This is a genomic window from Gemmatimonadota bacterium, assembly GCA_016719105.1.
Classification (GTDB): Bacteria; Gemmatimonadota; Gemmatimonadetes; order Gemmatimonadales; family Gemmatimonadaceae; genus SCN-70-22.
Genome location: JADKAQ010000014.1, coordinates 239,962 through 254,066, shown reverse-complemented (window position 1 = coordinate 254,066; position 14,105 = coordinate 239,962). Strand labels below are relative to the sequence as shown.

General features: G+C 70.7%; 10 protein-coding genes and 1 pseudogene. 7 read left to right on the top strand and 4 right to left on the bottom strand.

Annotated elements, in window-relative coordinates; all coding sequences use genetic code 11:
* The first annotated feature begins 12 nt into the window (after positions 1 to 12).
* The 4 genes and pseudogenes from IPN47_15740 (at position 13) to IPN47_15725 (ending at position 7,778) form a co-directional block, all read left to right on the top strand.
* Complete coding sequence (locus IPN47_15740) at positions 13 to 1,377, top strand: MBL fold metallo-hydrolase (GenBank protein ID MBK9409466.1); 1,365 nt, start codon at positions 13 to 15, stop codon at positions 1,375 to 1,377.
* A gap of 1,052 nt (positions 1,378 to 2,429) precedes the next feature.
* Positions 2,430 to 3,383 (top strand): AraC family transcriptional regulator, encoded by a 954-nt coding sequence (locus IPN47_15735; protein ID MBK9409465.1) that lies wholly within the window; start codon positions 2,430 to 2,432, stop codon positions 3,381 to 3,383.
* 1,067 nt (positions 3,384 to 4,450) lie between these two features.
* A pseudogene (locus tag IPN47_15730) lies at positions 4,451 to 6,357 on the top strand (CocE/NonD family hydrolase).
* On the top strand, positions 6,354 to 7,778 hold the full coding sequence (locus IPN47_15725; protein ID MBK9409464.1) for an ankyrin repeat domain-containing protein: 1,425 nt from the start codon (positions 6,354 to 6,356) through the stop codon (positions 7,776 to 7,778). The pseudogene IPN47_15730 and the gene IPN47_15725 overlap by 4 nt, the downstream one beginning before the upstream one ends.
* Before the next feature lie 63 nt (positions 7,779 to 7,841).
* Here IPN47_15725 and IPN47_15720 read toward each other — a convergent pair whose 3' ends face one another.
* Positions 7,842 to 8,345 (bottom strand): MarR family transcriptional regulator, encoded by a 504-nt coding sequence (locus IPN47_15720; GenBank protein ID MBK9409463.1) that lies wholly within the window; start codon positions 8,343 to 8,345, stop codon positions 7,842 to 7,844.
* A gap of 153 nt (positions 8,346 to 8,498) precedes the next feature.
* Here IPN47_15720 and IPN47_15715 point away from each other — a divergent pair, with 153 nt between their 5' ends.
* Both IPN47_15715 and IPN47_15710 read left to right on the top strand, forming a co-directional pair.
* Positions 8,499 to 9,737: a hypothetical protein gene (locus IPN47_15715; protein MBK9409462.1), complete on the top strand. Its 1,239-nt coding sequence runs from the start codon at positions 8,499 to 8,501 to the stop codon at positions 9,735 to 9,737.
* 8 nt (positions 9,738 to 9,745) lie between these two features.
* Positions 9,746 to 10,477, top strand: coding sequence for a hypothetical protein (locus tag IPN47_15710; protein ID MBK9409461.1), 732 nt, complete (start codon positions 9,746 to 9,748; stop codon positions 10,475 to 10,477).
* Here the strand turns inward: IPN47_15710 and IPN47_15705 are convergent.
* On the bottom strand, positions 10,449 to 11,861 hold the full coding sequence (locus tag IPN47_15705; GenBank protein ID MBK9409460.1) for an MFS transporter: 1,413 nt from the start codon (positions 11,859 to 11,861) through the stop codon (positions 10,449 to 10,451). The genes IPN47_15710 and IPN47_15705 overlap by 29 nt on opposite strands.
* 223 nt (positions 11,862 to 12,084) lie before the next feature.
* Between IPN47_15705 and IPN47_15700 the strand changes: the two genes are divergently transcribed.
* Positions 12,085 to 12,540 carry a DUF3592 domain-containing protein gene (locus IPN47_15700; protein MBK9409459.1) on the top strand — a complete coding sequence of 152 codons (456 nt, stop codon included), beginning with the start codon at positions 12,085 to 12,087 and terminating at the stop codon, positions 12,538 to 12,540.
* 106 nt (positions 12,541 to 12,646) lie between these two features.
* Here IPN47_15700 and IPN47_15695 read toward each other — a convergent pair whose 3' ends face one another.
* Positions 12,647 to 13,639 (bottom strand): SRPBCC domain-containing protein, encoded by a 993-nt coding sequence (locus IPN47_15695; protein MBK9409458.1) that lies wholly within the window; start codon positions 13,637 to 13,639, stop codon positions 12,647 to 12,649.
* Positions 13,640 to 13,641: 2 nt separating this feature from the next.
* On the bottom strand, positions 13,642 to 13,995 hold the full coding sequence (locus IPN47_15690) for a winged helix-turn-helix transcriptional regulator (GenBank protein ID MBK9409457.1): 354 nt from the start codon (positions 13,993 to 13,995) through the stop codon (positions 13,642 to 13,644).
* Positions 13,996 to 14,105 lie beyond the last annotated feature (110 nt).

The following is a 14,105-nucleotide window of genomic DNA, read 5'->3' as shown; positions in this document are numbered from 1 at the left end:
CGCTTCATGCGCATGCGCACCCCGCTCGCCTTGTCGCTGCTGGCGCTGCTCGCCTCGTCCGCTGCGATCGCACAGTCGCCGGCGACCTCCAACGGCTTCACCGTCGAGAAGCTCGCCGACGGCGTCTACGCAACCATCCGGCGCGAGCCCCCCAGCCTCTTCTTCGAACCCAACAACCTCTTCATCATCGGCGAGCGCGACGTCATCGTGGTCGACGCGCAGTTCTCGCTCGCCTCCACGCGCGCCACCCTCGCCGCGCTGCGCCGCCTGACCAACAAGCCGGTGCGCTACGTGATCAACACGCACCCGCACGACGACCACATCACCGGGAACCAGGTCTATCGCGACGCCTTCCCTGGTGTGGAGTTCATCGCGCACCGCGCCACGCGCGACACGATGGTCCATGCAGGGGCGGCCAAGCGCGCCGACTTCGTCCAGTCGCTCCCCGGCACGATCGGTTTCTTCCGGCGCCTGCTCGCCAGCGGCAAGGGGCCGGCGGGCGCCCCCATCACCGACGAGGAACGCGCCGGCTTCGCCTCCGACTCCCTGCTCGGCACGCGCTACCTGGCCGACGCGGCGCAGCTCGTGACCGTTCCCGCCACCATCATCGTCGACGACCGGTTCGAGCTGCGGCAAGGGGCGCGCGTCATCGAGCTCTTGCACCTGGGGGGCGGACACAGCGCCGGCGATCTCGTGGTGCATCTCCCTAACGAGCGCATCGTCGCCTCCGGCGACCTGGTGGTGCTTCCGGTCCCGCTGGTCGGCTCGACCTCGCACCCCGCCGCCTTCGCTGAGGCGGTGACGAAACTGCGCGCCCTGCGCGCGACGACGATCGTCCCCGGGCACGGCCCCATCCTGCACGACGACGCGAAGCTCGCCGACATCGAGGCGATGCTGCGCGACATCGTGGCACAGGTGGCTCGTGCCGTCGCGCGCGGCGACACGCTCGCCGCCGTGCGTCGTGCGGTCGACCTTACCGCGCATCGCGACCGCTTCGCTGGCACCTCGGCGCTGCAGCGCTTTGCCTTCGCCAACTACGTCACCGATCCCGCCGTCGCCGCTGCCTTCGCCGACGCGCAACGGCCCGGACCTGCGGGCGAGGCGCTCTCCGCGGTGCAACGGACCCTCGGCGCGCACACATCGTCCGACTACCGCGCGAGTTCGCCGCGCGCCTCGCGCCAGGCGCGTTCGACCGCCGGTGCGATGAAGAACGCGTCGAAGGCGCGCCCGACTGCCTCGTCGCCCTGCGCGAATCGCTCCCTGAACGCGGCAAGATCCACCGCCCGCCGTGTCGCCTCGAGGTCGAGCCCCTTGGCCACGGCGTCGCGCGCCTGCGCGCGGGTCGACTCCAGGAGCTCGACCAGCAGGTCGAGGTAGCGCCAGTCGCGCTGGATGGCCCCGTGCCCCGGGACGATCACCGCTGCGGGCAGCGCACGCAGCGCGCCGAGCGTCGCGACCCAGTCGCCCAGGAACGAGCCGAACGCGTACGGGGCCGGGTGCACCAGCAGGTCGCCGGTCACGAGCACGCGCTCGTTAGGGAGCCAGACGGAGAGGTCGCCGCGCGTGTTGCCACGACCGAGGTAGCGCACGACGATGGTGCGCGCGCCACGATGCAGGACGAGCGAGTCGGCTATGGTGACGGTCGGACGCACGGGACGGATCTCGGCAAAGGCGGGGAGCGCCCAGCGAAACGCGTCGATCTGGCGCGTGAGGCGATCGCGGTCGGCGGGCGTGAGTGGCTGGCCGCTGCGCCGCTTGCCCGACGAAAGCGCCTGCTCGAGTCCACGAATCGCTCCGTCGATGGCCTCTCCCTTCGACTTCTCCAGGTCCGCGATCTCACCCGTCTCGAGGTCGATCGCCGTGTTGGTGTGCGCGACGAACTCCACGCCGGGATACGCCTCGGCGTACGCCTGGTTGCCGAACCAGTGGTCGCCATGCCAGTGCGTCGTGATGACGTAGCGCACCGGCTTGCGGGTCAGCGTGCGCAACTCGGCGATGACTCGGCGCGCGGTGGCCGGCGTCCACTGCGCGTCGACCACCACCACGTCCGTTTCGTTGATGATCGCGACCGCGGTCCCGTCGACGTTGGCGGCGTCGCCGAGCGGGTTGTCGAAGACGAAGGCGTGCACGCCGGGGGCCACTTCGGTGCGCACGAAGCCGGGGCCGGTGTAGGCAGGGCGCGGCGCCGCGCCCTGGACGGGAGGCTGGGCGCGCACGCCGGCGAGCGGACAGAGCGTGGCCGCCAGCGCGAGGGCAACTCGGGAGAGGGTAGGCATGCCGAACCGTACGGGTCGTTCGTTGGCGAACGATAGGACGTTGTTGCGCGTCGCCCCCGCGCGGTGCGAGCGAACCCATCGATCGCGCCGAGTGTCAGAACTTCGGGGGATGCACCCCCGTAGTCTGCGACACCCCCCGGTGGAGTGAAGCACGTGACGGCGCCTGCCCCCGCGACACCAGACCGACGCGTCCCCCGCGCCCGATACGGCGTCTCCCACCGGCTCGGCGAGGTCGAGTATCTCGACGTGCGCTTTGCCGGGCACCGCTTCGCCCCGCACAGCCATCCCGTCTTCGCGTTAGGCGCCGTGCGCGTGGGCGCGTGCACCATCTGGCACCGCGGCGTCGCGCACACCGCGCGCCCCGGCGACCTGGTGCTCTTCAACCCCGACGAGCCGCACTCGGCCGATCAGGTGGGGGGCGAGACGTGGGACTACTGCGCCGTTTACGTCTCGCGTGCGAGCCTCGAGTCGTGGCTCCCCGCGCACGGCGCGGGCGTGCGCCTGGGCGGCGTGGTGGGGCATGCCCCGGTCCTCGCCGCCGAGCTGACGAGCATCTGCCACCGACTGGGTGACGATCCGGAAAGTGCGCGAGTCGAGACGCGCTTCGCGCGCTTCGTACGAGCCATCTTCGCGGAGTTTGGCGACAGCACGCCCCACGATGAATACGCGGGCGAGTCCGACACCGTCTGGGCGGTGCGCGAATACCTCGACGCCTGCTACGCGCGCCCCATCCGTCTCGAGGAGCTTGCGGCGATCGCGGGTACGAGCACTTTCGCGCTCATCCGCAGCTTCTCGCGTGCCTTCGGCATGCCGCCGTATCGCTATCTCACCAACCTGCGCATTGCGCGCGCACAGGAGCTGTTGCGCCTGGGGCGCCCAATCAGCGATACCGCCTTCTCCACCGGCTTCAGCGACCAGGCGCACTTCACGCGCTTCTTCCGGCGCATCGTGGGGGTGCCGCCCGGCGTCTGGGCGCGGGGGGGGGTGGCGACGCGCCGCCCTTCGTTCCGGCTCGAGCGCCGCGCGATGGCCGCACGCCGGCGCTCCTGTGTTCCGAGGCTGCCGATGGGCTTCCGCGCCATGGCTGATCTTCCGCAACGGTACTAGGGGCAGGTTGGCCGTGCGGCCTGCCCTCGCCTGCCAGGCTTGGTCGATCCGGTGTCCGGCGGTGCCCGCCAGCGCAGCCAGCACAGCCAACCCCGAAGGAACTGCAGAATCGCGCCAGCGCCCGAGCGCCCGGGGCCACCGACTCTCGCGCCGTGGAGGCACGCTCGCCGCGCGCGGTGGCTCGGCCGCGCTCGCGTCCCCCGTCCGCATCGCAGGGTGCTCGGCGGTCGGTGCTCGGCGACGCCCCAGACGGACCCCCCCCCCCCGCCACCCCCCCCCCCACCGCCCGCCCCCCCCGCCCCCCCCCCCCCCCCCCCCCCCCCCCCCCCCCCCCCCCCCCCCCCACCCCCCCCCCCCCCCCCCCGCCCCCCCCCCCCCCGCCAAGGCGCCCTGAGCGCGCGCCTCGGCCGTCGCCACCGCGCCCGGCCAGCCTCCTCAAGGCCTTGGAGATCGTCGAGGTGACCAGCGTGGTGAGTCGCGGAGGGTCGCATCCCGGAACGAGGGGAAGAGGTGGCAAGAAGTCCGCATCGAGGCGCGGCCAGCGATCGCGCGGGACGTGTTCCGCCCCCGGCCGGAATCGTCGGCGTGGGGCCTGGGCCCGACGTGGTGGCCAAGAGGGCGCAACCCGCCGCTGGCCAGGCGGGCCGGGAGACGGCCGAACCGCGGTGGCGCGGCGCGGACCAGCGCGTGGCGCCCAACGGAGACGCTGGCGGCGCTGGAGCGACGCCGAGAGGTCCCGGGGGGGGGGGGGCCGGGGGGGGGGGCGCCGGGGCCCCCGGGGGCCCCGGCCGGGGGCCCCGGCCGCCCCGGGGGGGGCCCCCCGCCCTCTCCGGGGCCGGGGGGGCGGCCCCGGCCGCGGACCCCCGCGGCGCGGGGGCGCGGGGGGGGCCGGGGGCCCCGGGGCCCGCGCCGGGCCGCCCTCCCCCCCCCCGGCCGGCGCGGCCGCGGGCCGCGCAGACATCCCTGGCGAGGGACGTGATGCTTGCGACGCACCTCGTTCCCGACAGATTGAGGGTGGGACGTGGCACATTCCGTCCCGTGCTCGTCACCACTCACTCCGATCTGCCATGCGCCTCTCCGGTGCGCTGTTCCAGGTGATCGCGCTCGCGTTCGCCCTCTTCGCTGTGCCGCTCCGCGCTCAGGACGACGACCGGTCGTACATCAAGGCAAACTATACGAAGCAGATTCACGACATCGCCATGCGCGATGGCGTCAAGTTGCACACCATCGTCTACGTCCCCCGGGATGCCGCGCCGGGGCGGACCTACCCGATGATCATGCAGCGGACCTGCTACTCGATCGCACCGTATGGCGCCGACGAGTACCCGGCATCGCTGGGGCCCAATCGCTTCATGATGCGCGACAAGTACATCGTGGTCTACCAGGATGTGCGCGGCCGTTTCATGAGCGAAGGGAAGTGGATGAACGTCCGGCCGATCATCGACAACCCCAGCGGGCCGACGCAGGTCGATGAGGCCACCGATACGTATGACACGATCGAGTGGCTGCTGAAGAACGTGTCCCACAACAACGGGCGCATCGGACAGTGGGGGATCTCCTATCCCGGCTTCTTCACCACGGCGGGGATTCTCTCGCGCCACCCGGCGCTCAAGGCGGCCTCGCCGCAGGCGCCGGTCACCGACTTCTACTTCGAGGACTTCCACCACAACGGTGCGCTGACGCAGGGCTACTTCTACACCTATCCGGTCTTTGGCGTCGACCCGACAGCCCCCACGTCACAGGCGTGGTTCGGGCCCAGCATGATCACCGAGGGGCGCGCCAACGACTACGACTTCCAGTTGCGCCTGGGCGCCCTCAAGCACACCACCGAGAAGTACTACAAGGACAACTACTTCTGGCAGGAGCTCGTCGCGCACCCCAACTACGACGACCATTGGAAGGCGCGCGCCATCGCGCCGCACCTGAGCAAGGTGCAGACGGCGGTGATGACGGTGGGGGGATGGTACGACGCCGAGGACCTCTACGGACCGCTCACCGTCTACAAGACCATCGAGAAGAAGAATCCCGGGGTCTACAACACGCTCGTCATGGGCCCCTTCCAGCACGGCGGCTGGTCGGCGCAGGGGTCACCCACACCATGCACGGCGACCACTACTTCGGCGACTCGCTCGAGACCAAGTACCAGCGGGATGTCGAGACCCCGTTCTTCCAGCACTTCCTCAAGGGGGCCGGCGACGGCAAGACGGGGCTCCCCGAGGCCTACATGTTCGACACCGGGAAGAAGCAGTGGGAGCGCTTCGACCGGTGGCCCGCCACCAACGCGCAATGGAGTTCGCTCGCCCTGCGCGCCGGCGGAAAGCTGCAGCTCGATGGCAAGCCCGGCACGGGGAGCGACGCGTACGTCAGCGATCCCCACAAGCCGGTGCCGGGACGATGCGTGGGGACGAGCATCGAGGGGTTCACGATGTACCAGTACATGAGCGACGACCAGCGCTGCTTCAGCACGCGCCCCGACGTGCTCACCTACGAGACCGAGCCGCTCACCGAGGACGTCACCCTCGGCGGCGAGATTCGCATCAAGCTCAAGGTCGCCTCGACTGGCACGGATGCGGACTTCATCGTGAAGCTGGTCGATGTCTTCCCCGCGGATGCCCCCGATCATCCCCACATGCCGAACAAGAACATCCACATGGCCGGGTACCAGGCCATGGTGCGCAGCGAGATCATGCGCGGGCGCTGGCGCGACGGCTTCGACAAGCCCAAGCCGATGGCCCCAGGCGCCACGACGACCATCCCGCTGACGCTGCAGGACGTGCTCCACACCTTCAAGAAGGGGCACCGCATCATGGTCCAGGTGCAAAGCTCGATGTTCCCCGTCTTTGATCGGAACCCGCAGACCTACGTTCCCAACATCTTCAAGGCCGACGACAAGGACTTCCGCAAGGCGACGCAGACCGTCCATCGCAGCAGCAGCATCGAAGTGCAGGTGCTGAGGCCAGGCGTGGTGCCATGAGCGGACCGAAGGCACCGGCTGCTGGCGACGGGCAGGCGCGCGAGTCCATCGATGCGCTGGCGGCTCGGTTCCTCGCCGCGCTGCGCGCCGACGATGCCGCCGCCGCGAAGGCGATGCTCGAGGCCACGCCGGCGATTGCGCGGTACGGCATCCACACCGCCGCAGCGATTGGCGACCCGGCCGCGGTGCGGGCGCTCCTCGAGGCCGACCGCTCGCGCGCCAGGCAGCGCCTGCCGGGCGACGATGTGGAACCGCTGCTCTACGCGGTCCATGACGACCTCAAGCGCGCGCTGGGCGTAAGTGAGGAAGAGCAGCTGGCGACGGTGCGCGCGCTGCTCGATGCCGGGGCCGATGCCAACGCGTCGGCGCCGCTCCCTGATGTATCGGACTCCATCCCGGCGCTGTACTTCCCGTGTGTGCGGGGAAACGTGGCGGTCGCGCGCCTCCTGCTCGAGCACGGTGCCGACCCCACTGACGGCGAGAGCCTGTATCACGCGGCGCAGCACGATCACCGGGAATGCCTCGAGCTGCTCCTCGCCTTTGGCGCCGACGTGCACCGCGGCCCCGATGGGCACGGCAACACGCCACTGCACTTCCTCGCCGCGCACACGCCGGACAATCGCATCGCGCCCAAGGCGATGCGTGGCCTGGCGTGGTTGCTCGAGCACGGCGCGGATCCGAATGTGCCGAGCCATGCGGGACGTGCAGGCCAGCCCCAAGCCGGCGAAACGCCGTTGCATCGCGCCGCAGCCGTGGGGCATGGCGAGGCGGTGCTGCGCGCGCTCGTCGAACACGGCGCGCGAGTCGACCTCCGTCGTGACGATGGCGCGAGCGCCTACCAGCTCGCCGTTCGAGTCGGCAACACGGGCGGGGCAGCGTACCTCGCCTCCGTCGGTGCCGACACGACGCTGACCCCGGTCGATCGCTTGTTAGGCGCGTGCGCGTCCGGCGACGACGCGACGGCCCGCGCCGTGGTCGCCGGCAACCCCGGGATACTGGCGTCGTTAGGCCCGGGCGAACGCGACGCACTGGGGCTCGCGCTCGTACGTGGCGACGTCGACACGGTGCGTCTCATGGTCTCCCTCGGCTGGCCGCTCACGCAGGAGGGGGAGTGGGGAGGGACGCCGCTACACTGGGCCGCGTGGAACGGCTCAGTGGAGATGGTCCGCGTCCTCCTCGAGGCCGGCGCACCCGTGAACCAGCGCGATTCCCGGTATGGCAGCTCCCCCATCGCCTGGTGCGCGCACGGCTCGCGCTTCTGCGAACGCGGCAATGACGAGGACTATCCCGCGATCGTGCACCTGCTCGTTGACGCCGGCGCCACGCGCCCCGAGTCGTTCAACCAGTGGAGTGAATCGCCGGAGAGCATGGCGCGGGCGAGTGTCGTGGCGGCGCTCGAGGCGCGAGGGTTCGCGGGGTAGCGGCGACATCCTCGGCCGAAAAGGTCACCTGCCAGGCGGCGTTGCCGCACACCGGCGCTGGCCTCAGGCGTCCCGCTCCTCCTCCCGTGCCGCGACGAGCGACTCGTACAGCGCGCCGAGCGACTTCACCGTGGCGCGCACCTCGCGGTCGCTCAGTGCGCCGCTCCACCCGGCCACCTCCGCGTGGTCGCCGGGATCCCGTTGCTTCCACAGCCGCCGATGACGCGCGGTCAGGTGCAAACGTCGCACGCGCGCATCGGCAGGGTCCGGGCGGATCTCCACGAGTCCCTTTCGCACCAGCACCGCCGCGATCTGCTTGAGGTTCTGGTGACTCATCCCCAGGAGGGCGGCGAACTGCGTGAGCGTGGGTGGTTCCTCCTGCCCCTGCAGGACCTGCAGCAGCATGGCCTGCTGCGTCGTCAGCCCGCTTTCGGCCAGCAGCCGGTCCATGCGGGTGCGCACCTCGTGCGCGTTGGCCACCAGGAGCCGAAAGAGCAGGACGCGCTGCGCGTCGGGCGCGTCCGGGTCGGCTAGCCCGAGTTGGACATTCTGACGGATGCTGGACATATGTAATATATTACATTATTCTAGCGCAGCCGCTCGCCGTCCGCCAGCTCGCGCACCGATGATCGCGTTGTTCCCGCACTGCGGTTTTCTCTCCGAGACCACGCGCATGTTAGCCATCGCGCGGGCCTTGCGCGCGCGCGGCCAGCGGTGGCCATGGCTACGCACGGCGGACCCTACACGCGCGTGCTGGACGAGGCCGGAGAACCCTACACGCGCCTCGCGCCTGCGATGGATGACGCGCGCTGCCGCGCGTTCATCGAGGGTATCCGACGACTCGGACACCCGGCCACGCCGCTGCAGCCGGCCCACGAGCTGCGCGAGAGCGTGCGTGCCGAGGCGGACTTCCTCGCCGCGTGTGGCGCCGAGATGGTGGTCATCGGCTTCACGCTCAGCGCGTATCTCTCGTCGCGACTGGCGGGGATCCCGCTCGCGACATCACATGGTGGCTCGTTCGTCCCGCCGGTCTTCGAGCGCGGGCTTATGCCAGCACCGACGCAGTCGCCGGCGCCGCAGCTGGACTGGATCCCGGGCGTCATCCAGCGGTGGATGGTCAATGCGGCGCCGCCGCGCCTCACCAAGGCCACCGACTTCCTGAACCTGGTGGCCGACGAGCTCCGGGTCGAGCGTGTTCCCTCGCTCGCGGCAATGATGGTCGGCGACCTCACCCTGGTGACCGACGTGCCGGAGGTCCTGGGGATACCTGCCGCCGACCTCGAGGCCTGGTCGCCGAACGGACGTCCCGCGTATCGCCGCTCCACGCGCCTGCGATACGTGGGACCGATGCACGCACGGCTCACGGGCCCGATTCCGGCGCGGGTACGATCGTTCATGGACGGAGCGCGCCCCACCGCCTACGTCGCCCTCACCTCGAGCACCCCGGCGTTCGTGCGCCTGGCGGTCGCGGGCGTGCGTGCCGCAGGGCTTCGGGCGATCGTCGCTGCGACGGTGCACGGGCTGGAGGAACTCGAGGGCGACGATGTTGCCGTGGCTGACATCCTCCCAAGCCACGAGGTGATGCCGCACGTCGATGTCGCCGTGATCATGGGAGGGCAGGGGAGCGTGCAGACCGCGATGTGCGCGGGGACGCCGTTCGTCGCCTTTCCAATGCACCCGGAGCAGGAACTCAACGCCGCCCTTGGCGTGCGCCACGGGATGGCGATCGCACTCGGCGAACGGCAGACGACAGAGGCGACGCTCGGCGCCGCGCTGCAGCGCGTCTGTGGGGAGCCGTCGTTCCGAGTCGCCGCCCGCCACGTGCAATCGCTCTATACGGGCGTCGACGGTGCCTCGCGCGCCGCCGACGCGATCGTCGAATATCTCGCGTCGGGAGATCGCCCCGCCGCTGCCCGGCGCACCCAGACGACCATCACCACCACACCGGAGACCCCGTGACGGCGACCATGACTCCGCACCCCGTTGCGCAGGCCCGACCGACGGTTCCGGCGCGCGCGCGTGACCGATTCTACCTCGCGGCTGCACTCGTGATGCTGGTCGTGGTGTTCGCCGGCTTCGCGCCGACGTTCTTCCTGCGCGAGGCCTTCGGCGGGCCTGAACTCCCGTGGTGGCTGGTGGGGCACGGGGTCGGGCAGACCGCCTGGTTCGCGGCGTTGGCGGCACAGGCGGCGCTGGTCCACTCGCGTCGTGTGTCGTGGCACCGGTGGCTCGGCTGGGCAACCGTCGCGATCGCGGTCCTCACCATTGCCACCACGCCGGTCGTGATCCTGCGCTCCGTGCCTCGTGGCCTGGCGATCGGTCTCACGGCCATCGAGGTGAGCTTCGTCGTCATGGTCAATGTGCTTCGCCTGCCGTTCTTCACGGCCATGCTGGGTCTCGCGGTCTGGAAACGACGTCAGCGCGAGACGCATGCGCGTGCCTTGTTGCTGGCGAGCCTCAGCAACTTCACGCCGGCCTTCACCAGGCTGGGCAAGCAGCTTGGCGTGGGCCCCCTGACCGGCGCCGTGCTCCTGGTGGTCGTCTGTGCCGTGGCGATGGTGGTCCATGACCGTCGCGCGCTCGGGCGCGTGCACCCCGTCACGCGCGGCGGCATCGTCGCCCTGGCCCTGATGCTCGTGATCCCGATCGGGATCGTGATGGCGGGGGGGGCTACGCCGATCGTGGAGGCGCTGCGCTAGCGGGTACCTGCTCCCGCAGCAGCCAGCTCACCCCCATCATCGCCAGCTGCACCGCGGCGGCAAAGCCGTAGGCCGCGCGCAACCCCGCCATCCCGCCACCGGCGCGATCGGCGAGCGCGCTCAGCGTCGCCACCACCATGAGGTTGCCGATGGCGATCCCGATGTTGACCAGTGCGGAGGCCGAGCCGCGCTGACGCGCGTCGACTTCGTCGAGGACGATGGTGCGCAACGTCCCGCCGACGACGACGCCGACGCCGGCGCCGATGAGGAGGGTCGCCGTCATGAAGAGCCAGAGCTGCGACGAGAGCACGGCAATGAGCCCGGACCCCGCGGCCAGCAAGGCGAAGCCGATGCGCATGACCAGGCGCCCGCCCAGCTGGTGCTGCACGCGCCCGAATCCCGCGGAGGCGACCGACGAGGCGAGGACGAGCGGGAGGAGGAGGAGCCCGGCCTTCTTGCTCGGCGTACCTAACGCGGCCACCGCGACCGACGAGATGAAGATCACGCTCCCCATCCCGAAGCCGGCCCCCGTGCAGAGGATCCACGTCGTCCGCAGCTGGCGGGTGGCGAAGAGCGAGAGTGGGACGATGGGGACTGCCGCGCGCCGCTCGACGGCGATGAGCGTGGGGACGCCGATCACCGCGAGCGCGAGGAGCCCGGGCCACAGCGTCACCCCCAGCGCCATGTCGAGCGCGCGGTTGATGCCCAGCGTGAGGGCGGCGAGCATCACGGCAAGGACGGTGATCCCGGCGTAGTCGAAGGGTGGGAGCGTCTCGAACGCCCGCGCCGTGGGCAGCGCTCGCGCCCCCATCACGAAGACCACCACGGCGATGGGGAGGTTGAGGAGGAAGATCCACGGCCAGCTCGCCACCACCAGCAGGACCGAGGCGATGACGGGGCCGAAAAGGAAGGCCATCCCGAATGTCGCGCCGATGAGCCCCAGGACGCGCCCGCGCTGCTCGCTGGGAAAGAGGTCGCCCACCACCGCACTCGCCGTCGGCGTGATCCCGCCGGCGCTCAGCCCCTGGATGGCGCGCCCGACCAGGAGGACGCCAAAGCTCGGCGCCGTCGCGATGATCGCCGAGCCTAACGCGAAGCCGGCCACGTCGAGCAGGTAGATGGCCCGGCGGCCGAAGCGGTCGCTCAGCGCTGCCATCAGCGCCGTCGCCGTGAGCGAACCAAGGCTGAAGACGATGGTGACGAGGCCGATCTGCCGATTGTCGACGCCAAAGGCGGCGCGGAGGGCGGGAACGGCCGGGGCGACGACGGCGGCATCGAGGGCGGCCATGAAGACGCCGACAAAGAGGACCGTGAGGATCCGTTTGCGGGCGACGTCGTCGAGCGAGGCGGTTGTCGGGGAGGCGTCAGGGGCAACGGCGGTCATGCGCGAAACGTAGCGATCCCGGGCGGCGCTCGCGTCGGGAGAAACGATGGCGCCGCCCGGGGGCTCGTCGATCCCGAGGCGAGTGGGTGCTCTCGCTGCCGCCTGGCACGCGCGCCGGCGACGGCGGCGATGATGCGGTTGGCGCCCTCGCGCGTCTCCTCTTGCAGCCACGCCCGCACCGCGCCGAGACGCGGCTCGGTCCCACGCCAACGCTCGTCGCCCCGTGTCCCACCAGCCGCCCAGTCGTTTCGCCATCGCCGTCTGCGTCCTGCTGGCGCTGGTCGGATCGGTGGGCGCTGTCGGGAGTTGGGGGGCATACCTCACCGACAGCCGACTCGAGCGCTCCGGGCCGCGTGCCGTGGGCCTCGTCACCGACTCGCACGTGTCACGTGCGGCCGACGGTGAGACCGACTACATCGTCGAATACACCCTCGCCCTCCCATCGGGGCGGGAGGTCGCGTCGCAGCGCGGGGTGTCGCAGCGGCTCTGGTCGCAGCTGCGGCGCGGAGAGCGCGTCACCGTCGTCTACTCGGCGGAGCAGCCCGGGCGCAACTTCCCCCTTGGCGCCGGCGTCACCTCACTCGGCCTCACGATCTTTGGCTCCCTGCTCTCCGCGGCGGTCGCGGCTCTGGGGTACGCTGTGTTGTTCGGCGTCTGGCGCGAGCGCCGTCGTCCCTGACGAACCACGCGGGTGGTGCGCCATTGAATGGGCACCACCCGCATGCTTCGCTCCGCGCCTCCGCCGTGCGCCGGCTGGGCTCCGTCGACCCTCGGTGCGATGAAGCCTAACCAGTCACAGCGTGCGGAGCGCCGAGTACCTCGCGCTCGAGGCGCACATAGCTCGCCTCCATGCCCGTGGTCATCCCCGTCCCCAGGATCATGTCGCGCAATTCCTTGTTCGGATACGTGATCAGGAGGCTCATCAGCGTCCCGCCCTGCACGGGGGTGAGCGTCAACTCGTTGCGCGTGGCCGGGCCGTCGGTGCCGATCATCTGTTCGGTCGTCACCGCCCGGTATGGCGCCGCCGACTCCAGCAGCTCGCCCTCGAAGCCGAAGCGCTGCGAGCCAGCGGTGTTGGCCCACTCATAGCGATAGCGCTGGCCGACCTCGGTGGCCACCTCGCACACCGGCATCGTCCATCCGTCCGGACCGAGCAGCCAGCGCTGCATGAGCGCCGGCTCGTGATGCGCGCGCCACACCTGCGCCGCGCTCCCGCGAATGACGCGGCTCACGCGCACCTGCGTATCGCTGAGCAGCTGCGATTCGGTCCCGCGGCTTGCGGCGAACGACGCGAGGTCTGCCAGCACGGCGTCGATCTGCCCCATCGCCGACCGCATCCCCTCCATCATCCCCATCTGCACCAGCTGCTCCATCGCCTCGACGCTGGGGAAGGTTGTCACGCTCCGGAAGCGCGCCCCCGTGGGCGTCCCCTCGAAATGGAAGGTGATGCGCATCGTCGGCATCGCCGGGTTAGGGTCTCCTGCCGGATCGCCGAAGCCGTCCTCCACCTCGATGCGCCGTAGCGGCTCGATGGCGACGAAACGGAACCAGCCGTACGCGATCTCTCCGGCAGGCCCCGTCATGAAGTACTGCGAACGGCCACCCACGGCCATGTCGTGCCGCAGGAAGGTCGCCGGCCACTGCTCGGGCCCCCAGAAGCGCTCCAGCTGGCGCGGGTCGGCGTAGGCGTCCCACAACCGCTCCACCGACACCGGGAAGTCGGCGACGATGGTGAGCGTGAGGTCGTGCGGGTTCGAGGTGACCTCGGTGATCGGCATGGCTACTCCTTCGGTGGATGTGGTTCGGCGAGAATGGCGTCGAGCTGGCGCACGCGGGACACCCAGTGCTGTTCGAGTTGCGTGAGCAGCGCGCGCGCCTGGGCCAGTCGTTCGGGGTTGCCGCGCACGATGCGCTCGCGCCCCTGCGGGTGCTTGGTGACGAGACCGGCCTCCTCGAGCACGGCGACGTGCTTCTGCACCGCGGCGAACGACATGTCGTAGTGCGACGCGAGCGCCGTGACGCTCGCCGGCTCATCGGAGAGCAGGCGTGCCACGATGTCGCGCCTCGTGGCGTCGGCCAGGGCACGAAAGAGCCGATCGAGTTCGGCGTCGGGGAGGGAAGAACGTACAACCATGTGGTTGTACGTTATTGTGAGCGGGGCCGGCGCGCAAGAGGGGGAGGCGACACCGCACCCGTCGGGCGAACGCACGCGCGACCTTCCCCCCGGCGTCCGAGGCGCCCATC

Bases quoted from the DNA above. Each gene is read 5' to 3' on its own strand.
- IPN47_15740 (MBK9409466.1), top strand. From the start codon at position 13: ATGCGCACCCCGCTCGCCTTGTCGCTGCTGGCGCTGCTCGCCTCGTCC.
- IPN47_15725 (MBK9409464.1), top strand. From the start codon at position 6,354: ATGAGCGGACCGAAGGCACCGGCTGCTGGCGACGGGCAGGCGCGCGAG.
- IPN47_15720 (MBK9409463.1), bottom strand. From the start codon at position 8,345: ATGTCCAGCATCCGTCAGAATGTCCAACTCGGGCTAGCCGACCCGGAC.
- IPN47_15715 (MBK9409462.1), top strand. From the start codon at position 8,499: ATGGCTACGCACGGCGGACCCTACACGCGCGTGCTGGACGAGGCCGGA.
- IPN47_15710 (MBK9409461.1), top strand. From the start codon at position 9,746: ATGACTCCGCACCCCGTTGCGCAGGCCCGACCGACGGTTCCGGCGCGC.
- IPN47_15705 (MBK9409460.1), bottom strand. From the start codon at position 11,861: ATGACCGCCGTTGCCCCTGACGCCTCCCCGACAACCGCCTCGCTCGAC.
- IPN47_15695 (MBK9409458.1), bottom strand. From the start codon at position 13,639: ATGCCGATCACCGAGGTCACCTCGAACCCGCACGACCTCACGCTCACC.
- IPN47_15690 (MBK9409457.1), bottom strand. From the start codon at position 13,995: ATGGTTGTACGTTCTTCCCTCCCCGACGCCGAACTCGATCGGCTCTTT.